Origin of the sequence: Mesorhizobium sp. CC13 (genome assembly GCF_039907765.1) — a bacterium.
In the GTDB taxonomy this organism is placed as follows: domain Bacteria; phylum Pseudomonadota; class Alphaproteobacteria; order Rhizobiales; family Rhizobiaceae; genus Aminobacter.
On record NZ_JARDJI010000005.1, the window covers coordinates 128,054 to 151,388 of the forward strand.

Here is a 23,335-nt window from a genome sequence, read left to right on the forward strand (position 1 = left end):
GCCTCGCTTTTTCATTTCCCTGCCAATTTGAGGATCAGTTGGCCGTCTTGGCCTTGTCCTGCTCTTCCTTGAGCTTCTTGGCGAAGTCCTGGTTGTTCTTGGAGACGAACTCCTGGAGCTTCTTCTGACGATCCTCGAGGTCCGACTGCTTCAGCGGCTCGCCATCGAAGGCGCCGGAGAAGCCCTGCAGGGAGACCTTGATCGGGTTGGGCTGGTTCTGGAAGTTGACCGATGTCAGCGTCAGTTCCGTGCCCTTCTTGAAGGAACCGACGAGCTGGTCGGTCAGCGGGATCTCGGCCACGCAACGATCCGGGAAGCAGATCACGTATTCCAGCTTCTGGGTCTTGTTGGCGTCCACCTGCAGACCGACGCCCGGAGGAATCAGACGGCCGCTGGGAACGGTCACCTGGAACACCTTGCGGTTGACCTTGCCCTTGAGCTCGATCATCGAGATGCCGGTGACCAGCTGGCCGTTCGAGGCCGTCAGGATGTTCTGCACGTTGCAGATGTCGACATCGGCCTGCTTGGAGCATGCCTTGAACCAGCCCTGCGGCACCTGCTGCTGCTGTGCGGCTGCGGGCGAAAGGCTCGACGCCACCGCACCGGCAACGCCAGCCGCCAGGATGGACAGACGGAACCCATCGAATTTCCGGTTCGTGATCTTCATGAAATCCTCTCAAACAATCCCGGGACCGGCCGGGGTCGGTGTGTCGACGCTACCTGTTGGGCAAATGAGGCAACAGCATGACTTCGCCGCGGGTGTTACACCGCTGCGCGGCCCGAATCCAGCCCGCAAAGCAGCATTTCTTGTATTTCCAAGCCGCCATGGACGGCCCGTACAGGGGTGGGTTAGGCTTCGAATCATCAACTTCCCCCGTTCTCATGGAGAAATCGTCGTGAGACGCTGCTTTTCCCTGTCGACCGCCGCCGCCGCCTTCTTCCTGCTGGCTCCGCAGGCGGGATTCGCCGAGCCGGTGAACGGCCTGTCGATGCACGGCCAGCCCGCCCTGCCCACGGATTTCAAGAACTTCCCCTATGCCAATCCGGATGCGCCCAAGGGCGGCCAGATCAACTACTGCGTCATCGGCAGTTTCGACAACCTGAACCCCTTCATCATCAAGAGCCTGCGCACGACCGCGCGCGGCGTGATCGACGTCATCTACGGCAACCTCGTGTTCGAATCGATGATGGCACGCAGCGCCGACGAGCCGTTCAGCGTCTATGGCCTGATCGCGAAGTCGGTCGACATCGATCCGGAGCGCAAGTGGATCGAGTTCAACATCGACCCCAACGCCAAATGGTCCGACGGCAAGCCGATCACGCCCGATGACGTCATCTTCACCTATGAGGTGTTCACCGAAAAAGGCCGGCCGCCCTACAGCGACCGCATGGCCCGCATCGACAAGATCGAGAAGACCGGGGACCTGTCGGTCCGCTTCACCTTCAACGACAAGGCCGACCGCGAATTCCCGCTGATCATCGCGCTCACGCCGATCGTTCCGAAGCATTTCTTCGACAAGGCGACCTTCGACCAGACGACGCTGAAGCCGGTGATCGGCAGCGGCCCTTACACCATCGCCGAGGTCAAGCCGGGCGAGCGCATCGTGTTCAAGCGCAACCCAGACTATTGGGGCCGCGACATCCCGTCGAAGCGCGGTTTCGACAATTACGACCAGATCACCATCGAATATTTCCTGAACGCCGCCGCCCAGTTCGAGGCCTTCAAGAAGGGGCTGTGCGACACCTACACCGAGGCCGATCCGGTCAAGCGCGAGCGCGGCTTCGACTTTCCCGCCTTCAAGAACGGCGACATCGTCGCCGAGACCTTCAAGAGCGGCCTGCCGCCGGTGGTCACCGGCTTCATGTTCAACACGCGGCTGCCGAAGTTCGCGGACCCGGTCGTGCGCCAGGCGCTCGGCATGCTCTACGATTTCGAGTGGGCCAACCGGAGCCTGTTCGGCGGCAAGTACGAGCGCACCGTCAGCTTCTGGCAGGGTACGGAGCTTTCGGCCTACGGCGTGCCCGCCAACGACAAGGAAAAGGCGCTGCTCGCGCCCTTCCCCGACGCCGTCCGCGCCGACGTCATGGACGGCAGCTGGCGCCCGCCGGTCACCGATGGCTCGGGCCAGGACCGCAAGGTACTGAAGGCCGCCTTCGACCTGTTCAAGAGTGCGGGCTACACGCTGCAGGGCGGCAATATGATGGACAAGGACGGAAAGCCGTTCGGCTTCGAGATCCTGACCTCCTCCGAAGCGGAGCAGCGCCTGGCCGCGATCTACCAGCGCACGCTGGAGAAGCTCGGCGTCGCCGTCGTCATCCGCGCGCTCGAGGCCGACCAGATCCAGTCGCGCAAGCAGAACTTCGACTTCGACGTGCTGATCGGCGCGACGGGCTTTACCGGCACCCTGTCGCCGGGCATCGAACAGATCGGCCGCTGGGGTTCTTCCTCGGCCAACAAGCCGGGAACGTTCAACCTTGCGGGCGTGGCCAACCCCGCGGTCGACGCGATGATCGACGCCATGCTCAAGGCGCGCGAGAAGGACGATTTCGTCGCCGCCGTGCGCGCGCTCGACCGTTTGCTGATCTCCGGCAACTACATGGTACCGATGCAGCACAACGCCGATCAATGGATCGCGTACGCGAAGAGACTAAAACATCCGGAAAAAACACCCATATCCGGCTATCAATTGCCGGTCTGGTGGAGCCAGGGCGGCTAGCCTCAAGCAAAGCGAGCGCGGATCGGGCATTCTGCCGCCCGATTTGACCGCGCCGGGAACAAGGATCATCCAGCCATGGCCCAGCAACTTACCATCGACGTGGTGTCTGACGTCGTCTGTCCATGGTGCTTTGTGGGTATGAAGAGGCTCGAAAGCGCGCTTGCCAGCGTGCCCGAGGTTTCGGCGGACGTGCATTGGCGTCCGTTCCAGCTCGACCCGACCATTCCGCCGGAGGGCAAGGACCGCAAGGCCTACATGCTGGCGAAGTTCAGCGACGAGGCGCGGCTGAAGCAGATCCACGCCAATCTGGTTTCGCTGGGTGCCGTCGAGGGGATTTCCTTCGACTTCGACGCAATCACGGTCGCCCCCAACACGCTCGACGCCCACAGGCTCATTCGCTGGGCGTCATCGTCGGGCGAAGGCGTCCAGGGCAGACTGGTCAGGCTGCTGTTCAGCTCCTATTTCGAGCAGGGCAAGAACATCGGCGACCACCGTGTGCTCGTCGAGGCCGCTCGTGAAGCCGGGATGGATACCGCCGTCGTAGAGGCGTTGCTTCCGACCGACGCCGATCGCGACGAGGTCACCAACGAGATCGTGACCGCTTCGCGCATGGGCATCTCCGGAGTGCCCTGCTTCCTGCTCGAAGGCAAATACGCGGTCATGGGCGCCCAGGAATCGGCCACGCTCGCCGACGCGATCCGCCAGGTGGCGGCGGCCAAGGCGCGCGGCGAGTTGGCGACGAGCTAGGGCGGTCGTCATCGAGGCTGATTGGCGGTTGGCCCGTCGGGCGTCCTTCGACAAGCTCAGAATGAGGGCCGTTGGTGCAAGCTCAGGATGAGGGCCGTGGTGCAAGCTCAGGATGAGGGCCGTGGTGGAAGCGCAGGATGAGGGCGGTTGCTGTAGTCCTGTGGCCGACCGAGCGCTGACGGTGCTGACGGCAAGGCCGCCCCGGCGTCGTCACCGCAACGGACGCCGCGTTGAGTGCGGCAACGCACATGACATCGGTGCCATCGCATTGATGCTTGCTGCAAAGCTTACCGGCAGCGCCGACGGTCCTCATCCTGAGCTTGTCGAAGGACGCACGCCCCAGCAACCGCTCTCGCCTCAGGCTGCGTCCGCCAGTTTCGCCAGCTGCGTCATGATCACTGCGGAACCCGCCAAACGCTTCTCGGCGTTCGGCCAGTCGCGCTGGAACACCACGCTCTGGTCCGGCCTGATCTTGGCGAGCGAACCCTGTTCGGCGATGTAGCGCACCAGCCCGGCCGGATTGGCGAACTCCTTCTTGCGGAACTGCACCACCACGCCCTTCGGCCCGGCGTCCAGCTTCTCGACATTGGCCTTGCGGCACAGCGCCTTGATGAAGACGATCTTGAGCAGGTGCTTGACCTCGTCGGGCAGCGGCCCGAAGCGGTCGATGAGCTCGGCGCCGAAGCCGTCGATCTCCTCGGTGTTCTCGAGGTCGCCGAGGCGGCGGTAGAGCGCGAGCCTGAGCTGCAGGTCGGGCACATAGCTTTCCGGGATCATGACGGCGGTGCCGACGGCGATCAGCGGCGACCAGCCCGTGTCGATCTCCTCGCCGCTGCCGCGCAGTTCGGCCACCGCCTCCTCCAGCATCTGCTGGTAGAGTTCGAAGCCGACCTCCTTGATATGGCCCGACTGTTCCTCGCCGAGCAGGTTGCCGGCGCCGCGGATGTCGAGGTCGTGGCTGGCGAGCTGGAAGCCCGCGCCCAGCGTATCGAGCGACTGCAGCACCTTGAGCCTGCGATCGGCGGTATCGGTCAGCTTGCGGTTGGCGGGCAGGGTGAACAGCGCATAGGCGCGCACCTTGGAGCGGCCGACGCGACCGCGCAGCTGGTAGAGCTGGGCGAGACCGAACATGTCGGCACGGTGCACGATCAGCGTGTTGGCGGTGGGGATGTCGAGGCCGGACTCCACGATGGTCGTCGACAGCAGCACGTCGTACTGGCCGTCGTAGAAGGCATTCATGATGTCGTCGAGTTCGCCCGCCGGCATCTGGCCGTGCGCCATCGCCACCTTCAGCTCCGGGACCGATTCCTGCAGGAACTGCTGGATCTCGCCGAGGTCGGAAATGCGCGGCACGACATAGAAGCTGTGGCCGCCGCGGTAGCGTTCGCGCAGCAGCGTCTCGCGGATGACCAGCGGGTCGAAGGGCGAGATGAAGCTGCGCACCGCCATGCGGTCGACGGGCGGCGTCGCGATCAGCGACAGCTCGCGCACCCCCGTCAGCGCCAGCTGCAGCGTGCGCGGGATCGGCGTCGCCGACAGAGTCAGCACGTGCACGTCGCTCTTCAGCTCCTTCAGCCGTTCCTTGTGCTTGACGCCGAAGTGCTGCTCCTCGTCGATGATGAGCAGGCCGAGGTTCTTGAACTCGATGGACGAGCCGAGCAGCGCGTGGGTGCCGACCACGATGTCGACCGTGCCTTCGGCAATGCCCTTCTTGGTCTCCGCCAGTTCCTTGGCGCCGACCATGCGCGAGGCCTGGCGCACCTGGATCGGCAGGCCGGCGAAGCGCTGCTGGAACGTCTTGAAATGCTGGCGCGACAACAGCGTCGTCGGCACCACCACCGCCACCTGAAAACCTTCCATGGCGGCGATGAAGGCCGCACGCAGCGCAACTTCCGTCTTGCCGAACCCGACGTCGCCGCAGATCAGCCGGTCCATCGGCTTGCCGTCGGCAAGGTCTTCCATGACCGCGTCGATGGCGCCCTGCTGGTCGTCGGTCTCCTCATAGGGGAAGCGCGCGGCGAACTCGCCATAGACGCCGTCCGGCGGGTTCATCACCGGCGCCTCGCGCATCTGCCGCTCTGCGGCGAGCTTGATCAGCTGCCCCGCCATTTCGAGCAGGCGCCGCTTGAGCTTGGCCTTGCGCGACTGCCAGGCGCCACCGCCGAGCTTGTCGAGCGTGGCTTCCGCCGAATCCGAACCGTAGCGCGACAGCAGCTCGATGTTCTCGACCGGCAGGAACAGCCGCCCGTCGCTGGCATAGTGGATTTCAAGGCAGTCATGCGGTGCGCCCACCGCCTCGATGGTCTTCAGGCCGACGAAACGGCCGATGCCGTGGTCGGCATGCACGACGATGTCGCCCGCCGACAGCGACGATGCCTCGGCTATGAAGTCGGCGGCACGCCTGCGCTTCTTGGTGCGGCGGATAAGGCGATCGCCGAGGATATCCTGCTCGGCGACGAACATCAGGTCGCCGGCCTCGAAGCCGGCTTCGATCGGCAGCACCGCCAAGCCCGCTTCGCCCGGCCTCAGCGCCTCGACGTCGCCAAGGCTTTCGACCCGCTTGAGATTGGCGAGATCGTGCTCATCGAGGATCTGCGTCAGGCGGTCGAGGGAACCTTCGGTCCAGCCGGCGACGACGACGCGCCGCCGGGCCGCGCGCTGCTCGGCGATGTGGCGCGCCACCACGTCGAAGACGTTGGCGTTGGGGTCGGCGCGCTCCTCGGCAAAGCTGCGGCCGGCATGCGAACCCGCATGCAGCACCACGCGGCCGCTCGTAAAGGGCGTGTCGAAGGGCGTCAGCTCGACATTGGCCTGGTCGGCCAGCGCCGTCGTCACCTCGTCGGGCGTGAGATACATCTGCCCCGGCGATACCGGCTTGTAGGGCACCGCATCCTTGATGCCGCCACCATCGGCCTGCTTGCGCCTGGCTTCGTAGTGGTCGAGGATCAGCACATGGCGTTCGCTCAGCGCCTCGCGGGCCAGATGATCGAACACCACGGGCGCCTCGGGCAGGTATTCGAACACCGTCTCCATGTGCGGATAGTAGAACGGCAGCCAGTGCTCCATGCCGGCAAAGCGCCGGCCCTCGGAGACGGCGGCGTAGAGCGCGTCGTCGCGCGACGGCGCGCCGAAGGCCTCGATGTAGCTGCGGCGGAACTTGCTGATCGTCTCGGGCGTCAGCGCCACCTCGCTCATCGCCTGCAGCACCACCTGGTTGCGGCTGCCGGTGGTGCGCTGGGTCGCCACGTCGAAGGCGCGGATCGTCTCCAGCGTGTCGCCGAAGAAATCGAGGCGGAGCGCGTCGGATGCACCCGGCGCATAGAGGTCGAGGATGCCACCGCGCACGGCGAACTCGCCGACGCCTCGCACCGTCGGCACGCGCTCGAAGCCCGCCCGTTCCAGTCGCGCCACCAGCGCGTTCATCTCCACCTGGTTGCCGGGCTTGGCGCGGAATTCCTGCGCCTCGATGGCAGCCGAAGGCGGCACGCGCTGCAAAAGCGCATTGGCGGTGGTCAGCACGATGGCGCGATGGGGCGACTTCCTGAGCGCGATGATCGCCGCCAGCGCATCCAGCCTACGGGCCGCTGCGTCCGCCCCCGGCGACACGCGGTCATAGGGCAGGCAGTCCCATGCCGGCAGTTCCAGAACGGGCACGTCGGGCACCACGAAATTGAGCGCCTCGACGATCTGCGGCAGGCGCTGGCCGTCGCGGGCGACGAAGAGCAGCGGACCGTCGGGCGCCATTTCCGCAGCGGCGGTAGCGATGGCAAATGCCTCGTAACCGTCGGCGACGCCATCGACGATGAACTGTCCGGCGCGGCCTTTGGGCAGGCCGATCGATTTCAGCAAGCTCATGATTTCACTCAGAGTGTGAAGGCGTCGCGCGACGCCACGATCTGCCTGTAGACGGAAGTGTCGACCGATGCCGGCACCGGCGCCTCGCCGATGATCCAGGACAGCAGCTCCCTGTCGGTGATGTCGAGCAGCGCCTCGTAGACGTCCAGTTCCTCGTCGCTCAGCTTGTCGATGCTGGTGTCGGCGAAGTGGCCGAGGATCAGGTCCATCTCGCGCATGCCGCGATGCCACGACCGGAACAGCAGCTTGCGCCTGCGCGCATCCAGGCCTTCGCTCGAGCGTGTCGTTCCGGTCATTGCGGCAATTCCTCTGGTGACGGGGCGCATATAGCGTGGATAGCCGCCCCTGTCAGCCTTTGCCCCGGCAAGTCGAACGCATAAGCTGACATGATGCGGCCTTCCCTCCTCGATCCCCTTTTCTCGCCCATCACAACGCTTGCCGGTGTCGGTCCCAAGGTGGCGACGTTGGTCGAGAAGGTCGTGCCCGCCGATCTCGGCGACCGCGCGGCGCGCGCCGGCGACCTGTTGTTCGTGCTGCCCAACAGCGTCATCGACCGGCGCAACCGCCCCGGCATCGCCTATGCCGTCGAAGGCGCCATCGTCACCCTCGAAGTCCGCATCGACCGTCACCAGCCGGCGCCGCGCGGCAACCGGTCGGTGCCGTATCGGGTCTTTGCGCATGACGACACCGGCGAGATCACACTGACCTTCTTCCATGCCCACGCCGCCTATCTCGAAAAAGCCATGCCCGAGGGTGAGAAGGTCATCGTTTCCGGCAAGATGGAATGGTTCAACGGCCGTCCGTCCATGGTCCATCCCGACCACATCGCGCTGGCCAGCGAGGCCGACAAGCTGCCGCTGGTCGAGCCGGTCTATCCGCTGACCGCCGGCCTGTCGGCGAAGGTCCTGCGCCGCGCCATCGGCCAGGCCATCGAGCGCGTGCCAGCGCTGCCGGAATGGCTCGATGCCGACGTCATGCGCCGGCAGAGTTTTCCGGCTTTTGCGGCCGCCCTGCAGCGCGTCCACAACCCCGCCGATCCGCTGGATGCATCGCCTGATACCGCCGCCTGGCGCCGCCTCGCCTATGACGAGTTCCTCGCCGGCCAGGTGTCGCTGGCGCTGGTCCGCGCCCGCGTCCGCAAGCTACACGGCCGTCCTCTGACCGGCGACGGCCGCCTAGTCGAGGCCCTGCGCAAGGCCCTGCCCTATGCGCTGACCGGCTCGCAGGAACAGGCACTCGTCGAGATCAACGAGGACCTCGCCAGGCCCGAGCGCATGCTGCGCCTGCTCCAGGGCGACGTCGGCTCCGGCAAGACGGTGGTGGCATTGCTCGCCATGGCCCGCGCCGTCGAGGCCGGCGGCCAGGCAGCCCTGATGGCGCCGACCGAAATCCTCGCCCGCCAGCATTTCGCCGGCATCTCGCCGCTGGCCGAGCGTGTCGGGCTCAGGGTCGCGGTGCTCACCGGCCGCGAAAAGGGCCGCGAGCGGACCCAGATCCTCGCCGATCTCGCATCCGGCGAGATCGACATCGTCATCGGCACGCACGCGCTGTTCCAGGAAGCCGTCGTCTTCCACGACCTGGCGCTTGCCGTCATCGACGAGCAGCATCGCTTCGGCGTCCACCAGCGCCTCGCCATGAACGCCAAGGGACAGGCCCCCGACATGCTGGTGATGACGGCGACGCCGATCCCGCGCACGCTGGTGCTGACGGCCTTCGGCGACATGGACGTATCACGCCTGACCGAGAAGCCCGCCGGCCGCCAGCCGATCAAGACCGTCACCATGCCGCTCGACCGCATCGACGAACTGGTCGGCCGCATGCGCGATGCCGTCGCCGAGGGCCAGAAGGTCTACTGGATCTGCCCGCTGGTCGAGGAGTCCGAGGAAATCAAGCTGATGTCGGCCGAGGACCGCTTCGCCTCGCTGCAGCCAGTCTTCGACTCCCGCATCGGCCTCGTCCATGGCCGCATGAAGGGTGCGGAGAAGGACGATGCCATGCGGGCCTTCAAGGAAGGCGAAACGCGCGTTCTGATCGCCACCACCGTCATCGAGGTCGGCGTCGACGTACCCGACGCCACCATCATCGTCATCGAACATGCCGAGCGCTTCGGCCTCGCCCAGTTGCATCAGTTGCGCGGTCGCGTCGGACGCGGCTCGAAACCATCGTCCTGCGTGCTGCTCTACAAGGACACGCTCGGCGAAACCGCCAAGCGCCGCCTGTCGGTCATGCGCGACACCGAGGACGGCTTCCTCATCGCCGAGGAAGACCTCAAGCTGCGCGGCGAAGGCGAACTCCTGGGCACGCGCCAATCCGGCACTCCGGGCTTCCAGGTCGCGCGCATCGAGGCGCATGCGGACCTGCTCGAAATCGCCCGCGACGACGCCCGGCTGATCCTAGCCCGCGACCCCGAACTGGTATCGCCCCGCGGGGAAGCGTTGCGTCTGTTGCTCTATTTGTTCGGCCGCGACGAGGCCGTCAGGTTGCTGAGGGCCGGTTGAGGCAGCGTGCCCACGGGCGGGTTGCCGATCGGCCCGTCGACCGCCCTGCCCTTGGCGTCCGCCTTCTGCTTGGTGTCGGGTGTCACCAGCCCTGCCGAGACGATCAACTTGGCGCCGTCCTCGATGCTCATGTCGAGCAGGACGACCTCGGACTTAGGCACGTACATCAGGAAACCAGTCGTCGGGTTCGGCGTGCACGGCATGAAGACCGCCATCAGCGGATCGCCCTCGACATCGAGCCTGTCGTTGATCTCTGAGCGCTTGTCGCCGGCGACGAAGACTATCGACCATACGCCCTTACGCGGATACTCGACCATGCCGACCGTTCGGAACATCTCGTTCTTGTCAGACAGCGCCGTCTCGAACAGCTGCTTCAGCGCCTTGTAGAGCCCGCGCACCAGCGGCGTCCTGTGTAGCAGCCGCTCGCCGAAGCCGACGATGGCGCGGCCGATGAAATTGGCGGTCAGGAAGCCGATCAGCGTGATCAGCACCAACGCCACGATCAGCCCGAAGCCAGGAACCTGGATCGACAGGTAGGTGTCGGGATTGTAGCGCGCGGGGATGTAGGGCTTCACCCAGGAGTCGACCCAGCCGATGAACGACCAGACGATGTAGACGGTGAGCGCCAGCGGTGCGCAGACGACGAAGCCGGTGAGGAAATAGTTCCTCAACCGTGTCACTGCCGAGGACTTCTGGCTGTCGGACATGGACGGCTCGACGGATTGTGCGCTGCACTCACCTTAGAGCATCAAGTCTGCTGCCCGACAACCAATATTGCTGTGACCGCCGCCGCTCAGCACCGCGGAGCCTCATTCGCATTGCCAACGCAGCCCTACAACAAGTTCTGTATGACGCAGATGTAGCGACTGGGGTCGCTGGGCGGCTGCTTGATGATGCCCTTCGCATTGAGCCGCACGACCCTGGCGCCGACGGTATCCGACTCATTGCCCCCGACCGTCCGGACGTAGCGGCCGCCGCCATCGACCCCTTCCTCGACGACGATGGCCGAGTGGGATTCGTATGCCTTGTTGCTCATGGCAAAGCTGTAGTCGAAGGTGTTGCCGTTGCGGTTGTTCTGGATGATGTCGCCAATCTTTGGCGCATAGTCCGCCGTCGGGTGGGCGCGGAACACCCCGACTACCTTCTTGGCATTGTCGATCGCCACATGGACGAACTCGGAATGCCGCGGAGAGAACTTGAACTGGGAGGCGCTTGCGCCTGCATTCTTCACGAACGACGACACGAACACCGCCGACCAGGCGGTGCCTACGCCCGGAAATCCCAGGCCCAGGCTGCTCCAATACCACTTGATCCGCCCCGCCATCTTCGGCGTGGTCTCATGGTAGCCGTTGTACTGATCGAATTCCGCCTCCGCCAACGAGGCCAATTTTTTGGCAAAGCCAGTGGCCATATCCACCTCCTCAGGTTGCGGAGGCAGGATACGGCAACATCAGCGCAAAATCTACTATTGGTTGCACAGACACCAAAGCGCAACTACCGATTTTGGCGCCTTGTTTCGGCCTACTCCACCGTCACCGACTTCGCCAAATTGCGCGGCTGGTCGACGTCGGTCCCCATGAAGACGGCAGTGAAATAGGCCAGCATCTGGATCGGCAGCGCGTAGATGATCGGTGCGATGAATTCCGGCACGTCGGGCAGCACGATCGTCTCCATGGTCTTGATCGTCGCCTGTGCCGCACCCTTCTGGTCGGTGATCAGGATGATCTTGCCGCCGCGCGCCGCCACCTCCTGCATGTTCGAGACGGTCTTCTCGAATATGCGGTCATGCGGGGCAATTACGATGACCGGCATATTCTCGTCGATCAGCGCGATCGGCCCGTGCTTGAGCTCGCCCGCGGCATAGCCCTCGGCGTGGATGTAGGAGATTTCCTTGAGCTTGAGCGCGCCTTCCATGGCGAGCGGAAAATTGGTGTCGCGGCCGAGATAGAGCACGTGCTTGTACGACGACAGCTCACGAGCCACCTTTTCGATCTGCTTGTCGAGCTTGAGCACCTGCGCTGCATAGCGCGGCGTCTCCGACAGGCTGCGCACCAGCGCCTTTTCTTCCTCCGCCGTGATCGTGCCGCGCTCGGAGGCGGCGCGGATGGCGATGGCCGCCAGCACGGAAAGCTGGCAGGTGAACGCCTTGGTCGAGGCCACGCCGATCTCGGGACCGGCAAGCGTCGGCAGCGTCACGTCGGATTCACGCGCAATCGTCGATTCGCGCACGTTGACGATGGCGCCGATCGGCACCCCTTCCTTGCGGCAATAGCGCAGCGAAGCCAGCGTGTCGGCGGTTTCGCCCGATTGCGAGACGAAGAAGGCGGCGCTCTTCTTCGAGATCGGCATCTCGCGGTAGCGGAACTCCGAGGCGACATCGATGTCGACCGGCAGGCGCGCATGGCGCTCGAACCAGTATTTGCCGACCAGTCCGGCGAGATAGGCCGTGCCGCAGGCCGAAACCGCGATGCGGTCGATATCGGCGAAACTGAACGGCAGATCGAGGGGCTTCGACACCCCTTGAGTAAAGTCGAGATAATGCGCCAGCGTATGCGAGATCACCTCCGGCTGCTCATGGATTTCCTTCTCCATGAAGTGCCGGTGGTTGCCCTTGTCGACCAGGTAGCTGGTGCCGAGCGACTGGCGACGCGGCCGCTCGACGGCATTGCCGTCCATGTCGTAGATTTGGAACTCGGTGCGGCGCACGACGGCCCAGTCGCCATCCTCGAGATAGGTGATGGAGTTGGTGAAGGGTGCCAGCGCAATCGCGTCCGAGCCCAGGAACATCTCGCCCTCGCCATGGCCTACGGCCAGCGGCGGGCCGTTGCGCGCGCCGACGATCAGGTCCTCGTCGCCCTGGAACATGATGGCCAGCGCGAAGGCACCGTGCAGCCGCTTGAGCGCGGCATAGGCGGCATCCACCGGCTCGGCGCCGCCCGCCAGTTCGCGGGCGATCAGATGTGCCACGACCTCGGTGTCGGTCTGCGAGGTGAACTCGTAACCGTCGGCCGTAAGCTCCTGGCGCAGCTCGGCAAAATTCTCGATGATACCATTGTGGACGATCGCCACACCGCTGGAGAAATGCGGGTGCGCATTGGTCTCGTTGGGCACGCCGTGGGTGGCCCAGCGCGTGTGGCCGATGCCGATCGTGCCGTCCAGCGGTTCGGCCTTCAGCCGACGCTCGAGATTGACGAGCTTGCCCTCGGCACGCCGGCGCGCGAGTTCGCCATGTTCGATGGTGGCGACGCCGGCCGAATCGTAACCGCGATATTCCAGCCGCTTCAGCGCATCCACGATCAGCGGCGCAACCGGCACCTGCCCGACGATTCCGACGATTCCGCACATAGGCGCCCCCCAAAAATGTCCCGCGAACCCTGCGGCCATTTATGCGGAGCCGCACCCGAGCGGAAGTCACATTCCGTTTCGCAACGTATCACCGGCAAAGCGGGCCGAGCGCGGCCGTTTTGTGCCGTAACCTTCCCGCCTATTCCGCCGCGGACTTCTTCTTCGCCGCGGCAGCGTCGGCAAAGCGCTGGCGCAGTTCCTTGCCCTTGCCCGGCATCGTCTTCTGCCGTGCGCGGCCGAAGGCGAGCGCATCCTCTGGCACCTCTTCGGTGATGACACTGCCCGATGCGATGTAGGATCGCGCGCCGATCGCGATCGGGGCGACCAGCGAGGTATTGGACCCGATGAAGGCACCTTCGCCGATGTCGGTGAAGAATTTCGAATAGCCGTCATAGTTGCAGGTGATGGTACCGGCGCCGATGTTGGCGCCTGCACCGACGCGTGCGTCGCCGATATAGGTGAGGTGATTGACCTTGGCGCCCTTCTCGACCGTCGCCTTCTTCACCTCGCAGAAATTGCCGACCTTGGACTTTTCGTGCAGGTCGGCGCCCGGCCTGAGCCGTGCGAAAGGCCCGATCTCGGCACGCGGGCCGACGCTGGCACCTTCGAGATGGCTGTAGGCGTGGATCAAAGCCCCGTCGGCGATTTTCACGTCCACGCCGAACCACACATTCGGCTCGACGGTCACGTCGGCGCCGATTTGGGTGTCGTGCGAGAAGTAGACGGTTTCCGGCGCGATCAGCGTGGCGCCGTCGAGCATCGCCTTGCGGCGGCGGCGCTTTTGCCAGATGGCCTCGGCCTCGGCCAGTTCGGCGCGGTTGTTGATGCCGAGCACGCTTTCGAAGCTCGCCTCGGTCGCCATCACCTTCAGCCCGGCGCGGTCGGCGATCTCGACGATGTCGGTGAGATAGAATTCGCCCTTGGCGTTGGCATTGCCGACCTCGTCGAGCAGTTGGAGCGCGTGCCTGCCGGCAATCGCCATCAAGCCGGCATTGCAGAAGCCGATCTTGCGCTCCTCGTCGGTGCAGTCCTTGTCCTCGCGGATGGCGATCAGCCTGCCATCCTTCTCGATCAGGCGGCCGTAGCCCGCCGGGCTCGGCGGCCTGAAACCGATGACCACGACGGCGGCACCTTCGGCCAAGCCGGTCCGCGCGGTCGCGAGCGATTCCGCCTCGACCAGAGGCGTGTCGCCGAACATGACGAGCAAATCATCATGGCCGCGCGCAATCGCCTGCCGCGCCGCCAGCACGGCATGCGCCGTGCCCAGCCGCTCGGCCTGGACGAAGATTTCTGCTTTCGGCGCAAAACCTTCCGCGGCTTTCCTCACCTCGTCTCCGCCATGCCCGACGACCAGCGCGACATCGCTTGCGCCGGCGGATTGGGCCGTCCTCGCCACATGCGCGACCATCGGCAGGCCGGCGATGCCATGCAGCACCTTGGGCATGGCGCTCTTCATGCGCGTACCTTCGCCGGCAGCAAGAATGATCGACAGGCAGGTTCTCGGGGTCATGGCGTCGTCCGGATTGGAAAAAGGCGGCTGGAATCGGCCACCTTTCTATCATTCCAAGCATTGCGGTCCAATGCAGCGGAATTCCGGCCGGACGCTAACCTAGCTGGCCCAGGATGGGGAAGCGCTCGAGCAGCCAGTAGGACGCTGTCTGAATGCCACCCGTGAGAAACAGGATGCCGGCCACGACGAGAAGGGCGCCGATGACCTTCTCGACCTTGCCGAGATGCACGCGGAACTTCGACAGGAACCGCATGAACGCGCCCGAGAACAGCGCGGCAACGAGGAATGGAATGCCGAGCCCGAGCGAATAGATGCCGAGCAGCAGCGCCCCCTCGCCCACCGTCTCGCGTCCGCCCGCGAGCGTCAGGATCGGCCCGAGGACCGGACCGATGCAGGGCGTCCAGCCGAAAGCGAAGGCCAGGCCCATGGCGTAGGCGCCGAGATTGCTCGCCGGCTTGCCCTCGGTGTGGAAGCGCGCCTCGCGCGACAGCATCGGGATGCGCAAGAGGCCGAGGAAATTGAGGCCCATCAGGATGATGAGCACGCCAGCGGCCATGGCAAGCGGTTGCTGCCACAGCCGGAGCACCTGCCCGATGGACGATGCACCTGCACCAAGAGCCACAAAAACGGTCGTGAAGCCGAGCACGAAGGAGCCGGAGGCCGTCAGCAGCGCGCCACGCGCCCGGTTGACGGCAACAGCTGCTCCGCCCCCTTTGAAGTCGTCGACAGAAACGCCGGCCATGTAGCAGAGATAAGGCGGCACCAGCGGAAGCACGCATGGCGAAAGGAACGACAACGCTCCCGCCCCCAGTGCAGTCAGATAGCCAATGTCCAATAACATTCCACGCCGCTCCGCCGATAATCAGGGCCGGATATAGCGTTGTCGGCCTGACAGCACCAATCACCATTCCGTGGCATGTCGTCGCCGCTGGGCGACCGCGTTAGTCGCGGACGATGTACTCGCCGAGTTCGCAGAGGTTCTGGGTATCCTCGGTCGTGTCGAGGTCCGAATCCGCGTCGAACTCGAAGCGCATGTCGTAGTCACAGACGCTGCGGCCATCGGCAATGGTGATCTCGATGCTGTCGCCAGGTGCCAGCATGTCGACGTCGAGAATGTTCTCCTCCCAATCCCTGACGCCAACCGGCGACACGTAGAATTCGGTGAGCGCTGACGAGGTGCCGTTCGTCAGGGTGAAGACCAGGTCCTCGGTCTGGGCATTGGCCGGCACAACCAGCAATGCCAGTAAGGCCATGACGAACTGCGGGCGAACAAGCATCTTTCAACATCCCCTTTGACAAAACGACCGCGGTGCGGCGCGGTCTTACAGCAGGGCATCGCGCCAGCAATGTGACGAACCCAGCGGAAGCTGCGTGAAAGGTGGCCATTGGGCGGCTATCGTGCTGATTTTCCGGTTGACCGGCGGGGGCACTCTCCCTATGTTCCGCCGCAATTTCGGGGTCGCCGCGCGGCCTTCGGGAGCGCGTAGCTCAGCCGGTAGAGCAACTGACTTTTAATCAGTAGGTCCAGGGTTCGAATCCCTGCGCGCTCACCACTTCGGCATCTTGCGGCCAGGAAACGTGGACAACGGTTTGTCTCCAACCTCACCGCGCTGCCATCGACCGCCCTGGCAGGTAATCTGGTGACATCTGCATGCACCTGCTCGCCGAAGCAGAATGTCCGCAGCCCTAGTTGTCTGTTGAAAAACCGTCTTGTTCACGGAGGGTTTGGGGCAAATTTCAGAATCAAAAACGGGTATCTCCGAGCCGTCGTCGACAGTCTGCTAGAGCAGCGAGAATTGACGACCTGCAGTCTGGTAAGCTGTGTCCAACTTCAAAGTCTCCTTATGAGCAAGGCCCGTCCCCCTGGTGACAACGGCGAACATCGGGGCCGGCACTTCGACCTTGCTGACGATCGATGGGTCTGAGGCGTGTAGCATCAATATCTCGAACAGCAGATTGGTCAGCGCGGGCCGGCCATTGAAATAGGACTTCTCGGTCTGCCACTCGTCGCCCGGCCAATGCGCCCATCCCCAATCCTCGATGATGAACTTCCCGCCAGGCCGGAGATATCCGAAAGTCGCTTCGAAGCTCGCCCTCGTCTGCGCGTATTCGTGTGAGCAGTCGTCGGTGATAAGGTCGAGACCTTGATCAATGAACTCTTCATCGAGGATGCGCCGCAACGTCAGAACGTCATCCTGTAGCGTGCGGCCGTAGAGGCGCACCACATTGGACAGACCAGCGCGTTCGATATGGCGTTTCAGCGCCTCCGACGGCTCCTTGTAGTCGATCGCCACGACTTTGCGAGGCTTGACTGTGTCAGCTAGAAGTAGCGGCAATCCGCCGTGGAAAAAGCCGAGTTCGAACACGTGCTGCACCTGATCGGGAAGATACAGTTCGTAGAGCCCGAGCATGCTCGGGCTCTTCAGAAAGGCGACGCTTTCGTCAGTTGTTCCGAACGAAAAATCATGCATCGAATGGCGGAACATGAAGCGTTTGGTGCGGAAGTGGTGCTCGTCTATGTTCTCGAACAGGAGTTTTCGCTTCGCATACGAATTGTGTTTCCGGCCCTTGCTGGCCCACGGCCACGAAATCATGCTGCTTTCTCCTTCGCCAAGCACTGATAGTAGCGGCAATTCTGTACTTCAAGCCGGGCCCGACTCTGTCGTGGCTTCCCGCCAACTGACGATCTCGGCCCGACCTTGCGTGGCTTGACCATGCCGGTAGCGCAAAGCTGCAGGGCTCCGATAAAGAGCCCGCCACTTGTGCACGGGCATTTCGTTCCAGATCGGTTTCGAATCCGGCAGATCGACCGATGACACTTGGAGCAGAACCGAATATCCATGCACCCTGTCCAGGGTTCGAATCCCTGCGCGCTCACCACTTCGGCATCTTTGCCGTGTCATCCCACCGTTGACCGCTCCCGCACGCGCGAGGAACATTCTGCCTGTCCTGACCGTTTAGCTTCAAAGGGTTCAGTTCCTTTTGAGGAGACGACCATGAAGAAGATCATGTCTGGATTGTTGGCGACAGTTCTTGCAACATCCTTCGCGGCGGCGTCCGCGGTTCCAGCCGCGGCCGCGCCGGCATTCTACCCCAAGGCGCCAGAAGCGAAATCAGGGGTCGAGCAGGTGCAGTACGATCCCTACTGGCGGCCGCGCCGCGTCATGCGAATGGATCGCGACGACAGGCGCTACCGGATCGTCCGTCGGGGCGATATCTATTACATGAACGGCCATCGCGGCTATCGCGACTATCGGCCCGGATATCGCCGCTACAACGACTGGTGGTTCCCTGCCGGCGCCTTCATCGCCGGAGCCATCATCGGCGGCGCGCTGAGCCAGCCCCGCTACATCGCGCCGCGCTATGGTGTGCGCGCCTCCGGCGACGCCCACGTCCAGTGGTGCTACGACCGCTACCGCTCGTATCGCGCCTGGGACAACACCTACCAGCCCTACAATGGGCCCCGCCGCCAGTGCTATTCGCCCTATAGCTGAGGCGAAACCGGCCGAGTACGCCTGAGACCCGCGTTCGCGCGAAGTGCCTACGCGGGTCTTTTCGTTTCGATCAGCTGGACATCCGATTCGGCGCAGATCCTTCGAATGCTGGGCAGGTCGCAGCGGTCGGTGATGAAGCTGTCCATCTGCGACAGATGTGCGATCCGCACCGGCGCCGTCCGTTCGAACTTGGTGCTGTCCGAAACCAGGATGACGTGCCGGGCGTTGGCGATGATCGCCTGGGCGACCTTCACCTCGCGGAAGTCGAAGTCGAGCAATGCCCCGTCATGGTCGATGGCCGAGGCGCCGATCACGGCATAGTCGACCTTGAACTGCTTGATGAAATCGACTGCCGCCTCGCCGACGATGCCGCCGTCCGAGCCGCGCACCACGCCGCCGGCGATCACCACCTCCATCGAAGGATAGACGCGCATCCTGTTGGCGACATTGATGTTGTTGGTGATGACCATCAGACCCTTGTGGTCGAGCAGCGCCTTGCTCACCGCCTCGGTGGTGGTGCCGATGTTGACGAACAGGGACGCGTTGTCGGGGATGATGCGCGCCGCCGCCTGGCCGATGGCGTCCTTCTCGTCGGCCGCGATCTTGCGCCGCGCTTCGTATTCGAGGTTCTCGATGCCGGATGGGAACAGCGCACCGCCGTGGACGCGACTCAACAGTCGCTGGTCGCAGAGGTCATTGAGGTCCTTGCGGATCGTCTGCGGCGTGACCTGGAAGTGCGCCGCAAGGTCGTCGACCAGCACCCGCCCGTTGTCCTTGGCCATCTGGACGATTTCGGACTGACGTGGCGAAAGATACATGGGCGGTATTCCCCGAATTTCGTTTCGTGGGACGATAGGTGAAAACGAAAGCCGTGAAAAGCCGCTTCGAAGCTGCAACGAAGCTTTGCGCTCTCAGCTCCGCGCCAGTTCGGTGATCGCCTCGAACACCTGGCCGGGCTACACCTGCGCCCGCACCGGCCGCTCCCTCAGGCCGTCGCGGTAGTCGACGCCACAGTCGGCAGCCCTGCACGACCACTCGCAAAACTCGTCCGCTTCTTGCTCTCCTCCATGTTTGCCGGCCGATGGCCTTGGATTGGCCCCTGCTATTCCGGAAAGTCCGGCAGGCTCTGGAAGGCCACCTTGAGCGCGTTGGACCAGCCGTCCGAGATCGTCCGATAATAAGGATCGTCGGCACCGATGCGCTTCTTGAGCCCCACCTTCAGCGCATCCTTCTCGTAGAACAGAAGATCGAGCGGCAGGCCGACCGACAGGTTCGACTTCAGCGTCGAATCGAACGACACCATCAGGAGCTTCACCGTTTCGGCGAAACTCATTGCCCGGTCATAGGCACGCACGATGATCGGCTTGCCGTATTTGGTCTCGCCGATCTGGAAGAACGGCGTGTCGTCGGTCGATTCGATGAAATTGCCCTCGGGATAGATCATGAACAGCCTGGGCTCGCTGCCCTTGATCTGGCCACCAAGGATGAAGGAGGCGTTGAAGCTGGAATCGGCCCTCTGGCCGACGGGCGCCGACTGGGCAATCACTTCCTTGACCGCCTCCCCGACCAGGCAGGCGGTCCGGTACATCGAGGGCATGTCAAAAATCGTCGGGGCACGCTCGGCGACGGCCTTGGTGCGCTCGTCGAGCAGGCTCGCCACGGACTGCGTCGTGGCGAGGTTGCCGGCCGACATCAGCACGATGACGCGGTCGCCCGGCTTTTCCCAGACCTTCATCTTTCGAAACGTCGAGATGCTGTCGATGCCGGCATTGGTGCGGGTGTCCGACATGAACACCAGTCCGCGATCTATCTTGAGGCCGACGCAATAGGTCATGCGATTCCAGTCCGGGCGAGCTTTCCTGCCGGATTACTGCTCCACAGTGATATGGACTGCAAGCCGTTCCTGCGCCTGCCCGATCAGTATGCCCGAAATCGGCATCGCCTCGCGATAGTCCCGGCCCACCGCCACGCGCACGTAGCGCTGGTCGGGCGAAACGCCGTTGGCGGCGTCGAACCCCACCCACCCCAGGCCCGGGACATTGGCTTCGGCCCAAGCATGGGTCGCCACCTGCTCGACGCGATCGTTCATCATCAGGTAGCCGCTGACGTAGCGCGCCTGGAAGCCGAGCAGGCGGGCGCAGGCGGCAAACACATGGGCATGGTCCTGGCAGACGCCCGTTCCCTTGGTCAGCGCCTGTTCGGCAGTGGTCCCCGTATCGGTTGTGCCGGGCACATAGGCGACGCGCTCGCGGATGAGGCCCATCAGGCGGTGCAGCCGCTCGACCTCGCCGCCCTCGCCCACACTTGCCGCCAGATCCCGGATCGCTTCGCCCGGCGCGGTCAGCGGCGTCTCGTGCTGGAACAGCCAGAGCGGCGCAAAGCCGCGGTGCGGGCCGGACACGCCGGCGACCTCGTTGGTCTCGACCTCGCCCTCGGCCAGAATGCTGATCGTGTGGGGCTCGCCGTCGATGGAGAGCAGACGCGTATCGTTGCCGAACTGGTCGAGGAAGCGCACCTCTTCGCGCGCGCCCTCGATCTGCAGCGTCCAGGTCAGCATGGTCTGCGCCGGGCCGCTCGCGGGCCACAGCCGGACACGCTGCAGCCCGTAGCGGATGGGCTGGTCATAGTTGTATTCGGTGCGATGCGAAACCTTGAGCCGCATGGCCTTGCCCGATCAGTAGAAGCCGAAGTCCTGGGCCACACGGTCGCCCAGCTTGTTGTTGTCGCGGATGAAGTCGGCCAGGAATTCGTGCAGGCCGCCCTCGAAGATATCCTTGATCTGGGTTCCGCGCAGCCGGGCATAGGTGCGGTCGGCCAGGTCGTTGCTCTCGTGCCTGGCGCTGTAGTCTTCCGACAGGAACTTCAGGTGCTCGGCGATGAAGCGGTAGCTGAAGGTCAGCGAACGCGGCATGCGCACGTTGAGGATCAGGTATTCGGCGATGTTGGTTGGCTTGTATTCGGCCTCGTAGACCCAGCGATAGGAGCGGTGTGCCGCCACCGAGCGCAGGATCGATTCCCACTGGTAGTTGTCGAGCGACGACCCCACCCACGAGACCGAAGGCAGGAGCACGTAATATTTGACGTCGAGGATGCGGGCGGTGTTGTCGGCGCGCTCGACATAGGTGCCGAGCTGGGCGAAATCGAAGATCTCGTTGCGCAGCATCGTGCCATAGAACGATCCGCGGATCAGCGCCGTCTCGCGCTTGATGGCGTCGAGCACACTCGGCAGTTCACGTTGGTCGATGGGTGTGGCCAACATGCGCTTCAGCGACATCCAGGCTTCGTTGATGCTCTCCCAGGTCTCGCGCGTCAGCGCCGTGCGCACCATGCGGGCATTGTTGCGCGCCGTTTCCATTGCCGCCGCCGCGCTCGACGGGTTCGACATGTCCCGAAGGAGAAAATCGGCAACGTTTTCAGATGTATAATCGCTGTGCTTCACGGCAAAGGCATTTGCCGCACCCGCCGAAAGCAGCACTGAATTCCATTCGTCCGACGCGTTCTGGCTGCGGGTCAGCGCCATGCGCAGGCCGGCATCGATCAGCCGCGCCATGTTCTCGGTCCGCTCGATGTAGCGGTTCATCCAGTAGAGGCCGTTGGCGGTGCGACCGAGGAGCATGTCAGGCCTCGACGAGGGAGTAGCGAATAGTGAATGGCGAATAGAGACTGGTCGTCATGGCTTCTGCTGCATCCCCGTTCGCTCGCTCAATCATCCAGCACCCACGTGTCCTTCGTCCCGCCACCTTGCGACGAGTTGACGACAAGCGACCCCTCTTTTAGCGCCACACGCGTCAACCCTCCGGGCACGATGCGGATGCGATCGGAAACCAGTACGAAGGGCCTGAGGTCGACATGGCGTGGCGCGAGCCCCTTCTGGGTCAGGATCGGGCAGGTCGACAGCGACAGCGTCGGCTGGGCGATGTAGTTGGAGGGGCGCGCCGCGAGTTTCCTGGCGAAGGCCTCGCGCTCCTTCCTGCTCGCCGCCGGCCCCACCAGCATGCCGTAGCCGCCCGAACCGTGCACCTCCTTCACCACCAGCTCGGCGAGGTGTTCCAGCACGTATTTCAGGCTGTCGGGCTCGGAGCAGCGCCAGGTCGGAATATTGCCGAGGATCGGTTTGCGCCCGGTGTAGAACTCGATGATCTCCGGCATGTAGGAGTAGATCGCCTTGTCGTCGGCGATGCCGGTGCCGGGCGCGTTGGCAATCGTGATGTTGCCGGCGCGGTAGACGTCCATGATGCCGGGCACGCCGAGTGCCGAGTCCGGCTTGAAGGTCAGCGGATCGAGATAGGCGTCGTCGACGCGGCGGTAGAGCACGTCGATCTGCTTGTAGCCCTCGGTGGTGCGCATCGCGACATGCCCGTCGACCACACGCAAATCCTGCCCCTCGACCAGTTCGACGCCCATCTGGTCGGCCAGGAAGGCGTGCTCGAAATAGGCCGAGTTGTAGCTGCCCGGCGTCAGCACCGCGATGGTCGGCGCGCCATTGACACCGCTCGGCTTCACGGCCGCAAGCGACTGGCGCAGTAGCTGCGGATAGTTCTCCACCGGCTGCACCTTGATGCGCTGGAACAGCTCCGGGAAGAGCTGCAGCATCGTTTCGCGGTTTTCGAGCATGTAGGACACGCCCGACGGCGTGCGCGCATTGTCCTCGAGCACGTAGAACTCGTTTTCGGAGATGCGCACGATGTCGACGCCGATGATGTGGGTGTAGACGCCGGCAGGCGGCCTAACCCCGATCATCTCGGGCAGGAACGCCTCGTTGGTGGCGACCAGTTCCCTCGGGATCCTGCCGGCGCGCAGGATTTCCTGGCGGTGGTAGATGTCGTCGAGGAATGCGTTCAGCGCCTGCACGCGCTGTTCGATGCCCTGCGTCAGCCTGCGCCATTCGTTGCCGGCGATGATCCGCGGCACGATATCGAAAGGGATCAGCCGTTCGGACGCCTCCTGCTCGCCATAGACGGCAAAGGTGATGCCGGTCTTGCGGAACACGCGCTCGGCATCGCGCATCTTTTCGGTAAGTCGAGCTGGATCCTGGTTTTTCAGCCAGCTGTCGTAGGCTTCGTAGGGTCTTCTAAGTCCGGCTTCCGCCGGGAGCATTTCGTCGAAGGCGACCACAGATGAACTCCCCTCTGAGGTCAGTCAAATGACCTCGGCGGAGAAAATCAAGCG

The 23,335-nt window shown here is 63.9% G+C and carries 19 protein-coding genes and 1 tRNA gene; 5 read left to right on the forward strand and 15 right to left on the reverse strand.

Annotation, left to right across the window (positions count from 1 at the left end):
• Positions 1 to 34 precede the first annotated feature (34 nt).
• Positions 35 to 661 (reverse strand): invasion associated locus B family protein, encoded by a 627-nt coding sequence (locus PV773_RS09880; RefSeq protein ID WP_340040214.1) that lies wholly within the window; start codon positions 659 to 661, stop codon positions 35 to 37.
• Positions 662 to 989: 328 nt separating this feature from the next.
• Here PV773_RS09880 and PV773_RS09885 point away from each other — a divergent pair, with 328 nt between their 5' ends.
• Both PV773_RS09885 and PV773_RS09890 read left to right on the forward strand, forming a co-directional pair.
• Entirely contained in the window at positions 990 to 2,717 is a 1,728-nt protein-coding gene (locus PV773_RS09885; RefSeq protein ID WP_347966298.1) for an extracellular solute-binding protein, read from the forward strand.
• 75 nt (positions 2,718 to 2,792) lie between these two features.
• Positions 2,793 to 3,464 (forward strand): DsbA family oxidoreductase, encoded by a 672-nt coding sequence (locus PV773_RS09890; RefSeq protein WP_347966196.1) that lies wholly within the window; start codon positions 2,793 to 2,795, stop codon positions 3,462 to 3,464.
• 357 nt (positions 3,465 to 3,821) lie between these two features.
• On the opposite strand, the gene mfd is transcribed toward PV773_RS09890, so the two are convergent.
• Together mfd and PV773_RS09900 are read right to left on the reverse strand one after the other, a co-directional pair.
• Positions 3,822 to 7,319, reverse strand: a complete 3,498-nt coding sequence (gene mfd / locus PV773_RS09895) for a transcription-repair coupling factor (protein ID WP_347966197.1) — start codon at positions 7,317 to 7,319, stop codon at positions 3,822 to 3,824.
• A gap of 8 nt (positions 7,320 to 7,327) precedes the next feature.
• Positions 7,328 to 7,615 (reverse strand): succinate dehydrogenase assembly factor 2, encoded by a 288-nt coding sequence (locus PV773_RS09900; protein WP_347966198.1) that lies wholly within the window; start codon positions 7,613 to 7,615, stop codon positions 7,328 to 7,330.
• 93 nt (positions 7,616 to 7,708) lie between these two features.
• On the opposite strand from PV773_RS09900, the gene recG reads away from it, so the two are divergent.
• Entirely contained in the window at positions 7,709 to 9,817 is a 2,109-nt protein-coding gene (recG, locus tag PV773_RS09905) for an ATP-dependent DNA helicase RecG (protein ID WP_347966299.1), read from the forward strand.
• On the opposite strand, the gene PV773_RS09910 is transcribed toward recG, so the two are convergent.
• The 6 genes from PV773_RS09910 to PV773_RS09935 form a co-directional block, all read right to left on the reverse strand.
• Positions 9,769 to 10,524 carry a DUF502 domain-containing protein gene (locus PV773_RS09910; RefSeq protein ID WP_347966199.1) on the reverse strand — a complete coding sequence of 252 codons (756 nt, stop codon included), beginning with the start codon at positions 10,522 to 10,524 and terminating at the stop codon, positions 9,769 to 9,771. The genes recG and PV773_RS09910 overlap by 49 nt on opposite strands.
• A 125-nt stretch (positions 10,525 to 10,649) precedes the next feature.
• Positions 10,650 to 11,228, reverse strand: coding sequence for a DUF2272 domain-containing protein (locus PV773_RS09915; protein ID WP_347966200.1), 579 nt, complete (start codon positions 11,226 to 11,228; stop codon positions 10,650 to 10,652).
• Between the two features lie 110 nt (positions 11,229 to 11,338).
• Positions 11,339 to 13,162 (reverse strand): glutamine--fructose-6-phosphate transaminase (isomerizing), encoded by a 1,824-nt coding sequence (glmS, locus tag PV773_RS09920; RefSeq protein ID WP_347966201.1) that lies wholly within the window; start codon positions 13,160 to 13,162, stop codon positions 11,339 to 11,341.
• A gap of 139 nt (positions 13,163 to 13,301) precedes the next feature.
• Entirely contained in the window at positions 13,302 to 14,672 is a 1,371-nt protein-coding gene (gene glmU, locus PV773_RS09925) for a bifunctional UDP-N-acetylglucosamine diphosphorylase/glucosamine-1-phosphate N-acetyltransferase GlmU (protein ID WP_347966202.1), read from the reverse strand.
• 94 nt (positions 14,673 to 14,766) lie between these two features.
• A complete protein-coding gene (locus PV773_RS09930; RefSeq protein WP_347966203.1) occupies positions 14,767 to 15,513 on the reverse strand; it encodes a cytochrome c biogenesis CcdA family protein in 747 nt (248 codons plus the stop codon).
• Positions 15,514 to 15,613: 100 nt separating this feature from the next.
• Positions 15,614 to 15,949, reverse strand: a complete 336-nt coding sequence (locus PV773_RS09935) for a hypothetical protein (RefSeq protein ID WP_347966204.1) — start codon at positions 15,947 to 15,949, stop codon at positions 15,614 to 15,616.
• A 200-nt stretch (positions 15,950 to 16,149) separates the two neighbouring features.
• On the opposite strand from PV773_RS09935, the gene PV773_RS09940 reads away from it, so the two are divergent.
• Positions 16,150 to 16,225, forward strand: a tRNA-Lys gene (locus PV773_RS09940).
• Between the two features lie 228 nt (positions 16,226 to 16,453).
• On the opposite strand, the gene PV773_RS09945 is transcribed toward PV773_RS09940, so the two are convergent.
• The gene (locus PV773_RS09945) at positions 16,454 to 17,266 is read right to left on the reverse strand and encodes a class I SAM-dependent methyltransferase (RefSeq protein ID WP_347966205.1); all 813 of its coding nucleotides are present in this window, start codon (positions 17,264 to 17,266) and stop codon (positions 16,454 to 16,456) included.
• A gap of 402 nt (positions 17,267 to 17,668) precedes the next feature.
• Between PV773_RS09945 and PV773_RS09950 the strand changes: the two genes are divergently transcribed.
• Complete coding sequence (locus PV773_RS09950; protein WP_347966206.1) at positions 17,669 to 18,166, forward strand: BA14K family protein; 498 nt, start codon at positions 17,669 to 17,671, stop codon at positions 18,164 to 18,166.
• Positions 18,167 to 18,213: 47 nt separating this feature from the next.
• Here the strand turns inward: PV773_RS09950 and PV773_RS09955 are convergent, their stop codons facing one another.
• The 5 genes from PV773_RS09955 to PV773_RS09975 form a co-directional block, all read right to left on the reverse strand.
• Positions 18,214 to 18,984, reverse strand: a complete 771-nt coding sequence (locus PV773_RS09955) for a DeoR/GlpR family DNA-binding transcription regulator (RefSeq protein WP_340039957.1) — start codon at positions 18,982 to 18,984, stop codon at positions 18,214 to 18,216.
• Positions 18,985 to 19,268: 284 nt separating this feature from the next.
• Complete coding sequence (locus PV773_RS09960) at positions 19,269 to 20,000, reverse strand: proteasome-type protease (RefSeq protein ID WP_347966207.1); 732 nt, start codon at positions 19,998 to 20,000, stop codon at positions 19,269 to 19,271.
• A gap of 33 nt (positions 20,001 to 20,033) precedes the next feature.
• Positions 20,034 to 20,828: a transglutaminase family protein gene (locus PV773_RS09965; protein WP_347966208.1), complete on the reverse strand. Its 795-nt coding sequence runs from the start codon at positions 20,826 to 20,828 to the stop codon at positions 20,034 to 20,036.
• A 12-nt stretch (positions 20,829 to 20,840) separates the two neighbouring features.
• Positions 20,841 to 21,782: an alpha-E domain-containing protein gene (locus PV773_RS09970; RefSeq protein WP_340039951.1), complete on the reverse strand. Its 942-nt coding sequence runs from the start codon at positions 21,780 to 21,782 to the stop codon at positions 20,841 to 20,843.
• A gap of 86 nt (positions 21,783 to 21,868) precedes the next feature.
• Positions 21,869 to 23,281, reverse strand: coding sequence for a circularly permuted type 2 ATP-grasp protein (locus PV773_RS09975; RefSeq protein ID WP_347966209.1), 1,413 nt, complete (start codon positions 23,279 to 23,281; stop codon positions 21,869 to 21,871).
• Positions 23,282 to 23,335: the final 54 nt, after the last annotated feature.

Coding starts and splice junctions, on each gene's coding strand:
- PV773_RS09930 (WP_347966203.1), bottom strand. CDS start 15,513: ATGTTATTGGACATTGGCTATCTGACTGCACTGGGGGCGGGAGCGTTG.
- PV773_RS09900 (WP_347966198.1), bottom strand. CDS start 7,615: ATGACCGGAACGACACGCTCGAGCGAAGGCCTGGATGCGCGCAGGCGC.
- mfd (WP_347966197.1), bottom strand. CDS start 7,319: ATGAGCTTGCTGAAATCGATCGGCCTGCCCAAAGGCCGCGCCGGACAG.
- recG (WP_347966299.1), top strand. CDS start 7,709: ATGCGGCCTTCCCTCCTCGATCCCCTTTTCTCGCCCATCACAACGCTT.
- PV773_RS09945 (WP_347966205.1), bottom strand. CDS start 17,266: ATGATTTCGTGGCCGTGGGCCAGCAAGGGCCGGAAACACAATTCGTAT.
- PV773_RS09960 (WP_347966207.1), bottom strand. CDS start 20,000: ATGACCTATTGCGTCGGCCTCAAGATAGATCGCGGACTGGTGTTCATG.
- PV773_RS09965 (WP_347966208.1), bottom strand. CDS start 20,828: ATGCGGCTCAAGGTTTCGCATCGCACCGAATACAACTATGACCAGCCC.
- PV773_RS09890 (WP_347966196.1), top strand. CDS start 2,793: ATGGCCCAGCAACTTACCATCGACGTGGTGTCTGACGTCGTCTGTCCA.
- PV773_RS09970 (WP_340039951.1), bottom strand. CDS start 21,782: ATGCTCCTCGGTCGCACCGCCAACGGCCTCTACTGGATGAACCGCTAC.
- PV773_RS09915 (WP_347966200.1), bottom strand. CDS start 11,228: ATGGCCACTGGCTTTGCCAAAAAATTGGCCTCGTTGGCGGAGGCGGAA.
- PV773_RS09885 (WP_347966298.1), top strand. CDS start 990: ATGCACGGCCAGCCCGCCCTGCCCACGGATTTCAAGAACTTCCCCTAT.
- glmU (WP_347966202.1), bottom strand. CDS start 14,672: ATGACCCCGAGAACCTGCCTGTCGATCATTCTTGCTGCCGGCGAAGGT.
- PV773_RS09950 (WP_347966206.1), top strand. CDS start 17,669: ATGAAGAAGATCATGTCTGGATTGTTGGCGACAGTTCTTGCAACATCC.
- PV773_RS09955 (WP_340039957.1), bottom strand. CDS start 18,984: ATGTATCTTTCGCCACGTCAGTCCGAAATCGTCCAGATGGCCAAGGAC.
- PV773_RS09935 (WP_347966204.1), bottom strand. CDS start 15,949: ATGCTTGTTCGCCCGCAGTTCGTCATGGCCTTACTGGCATTGCTGGTT.
- glmS (WP_347966201.1), bottom strand. CDS start 13,162: ATGTGCGGAATCGTCGGAATCGTCGGGCAGGTGCCGGTTGCGCCGCTG.
- PV773_RS09910 (WP_347966199.1), bottom strand. CDS start 10,524: ATGTCCGACAGCCAGAAGTCCTCGGCAGTGACACGGTTGAGGAACTAT.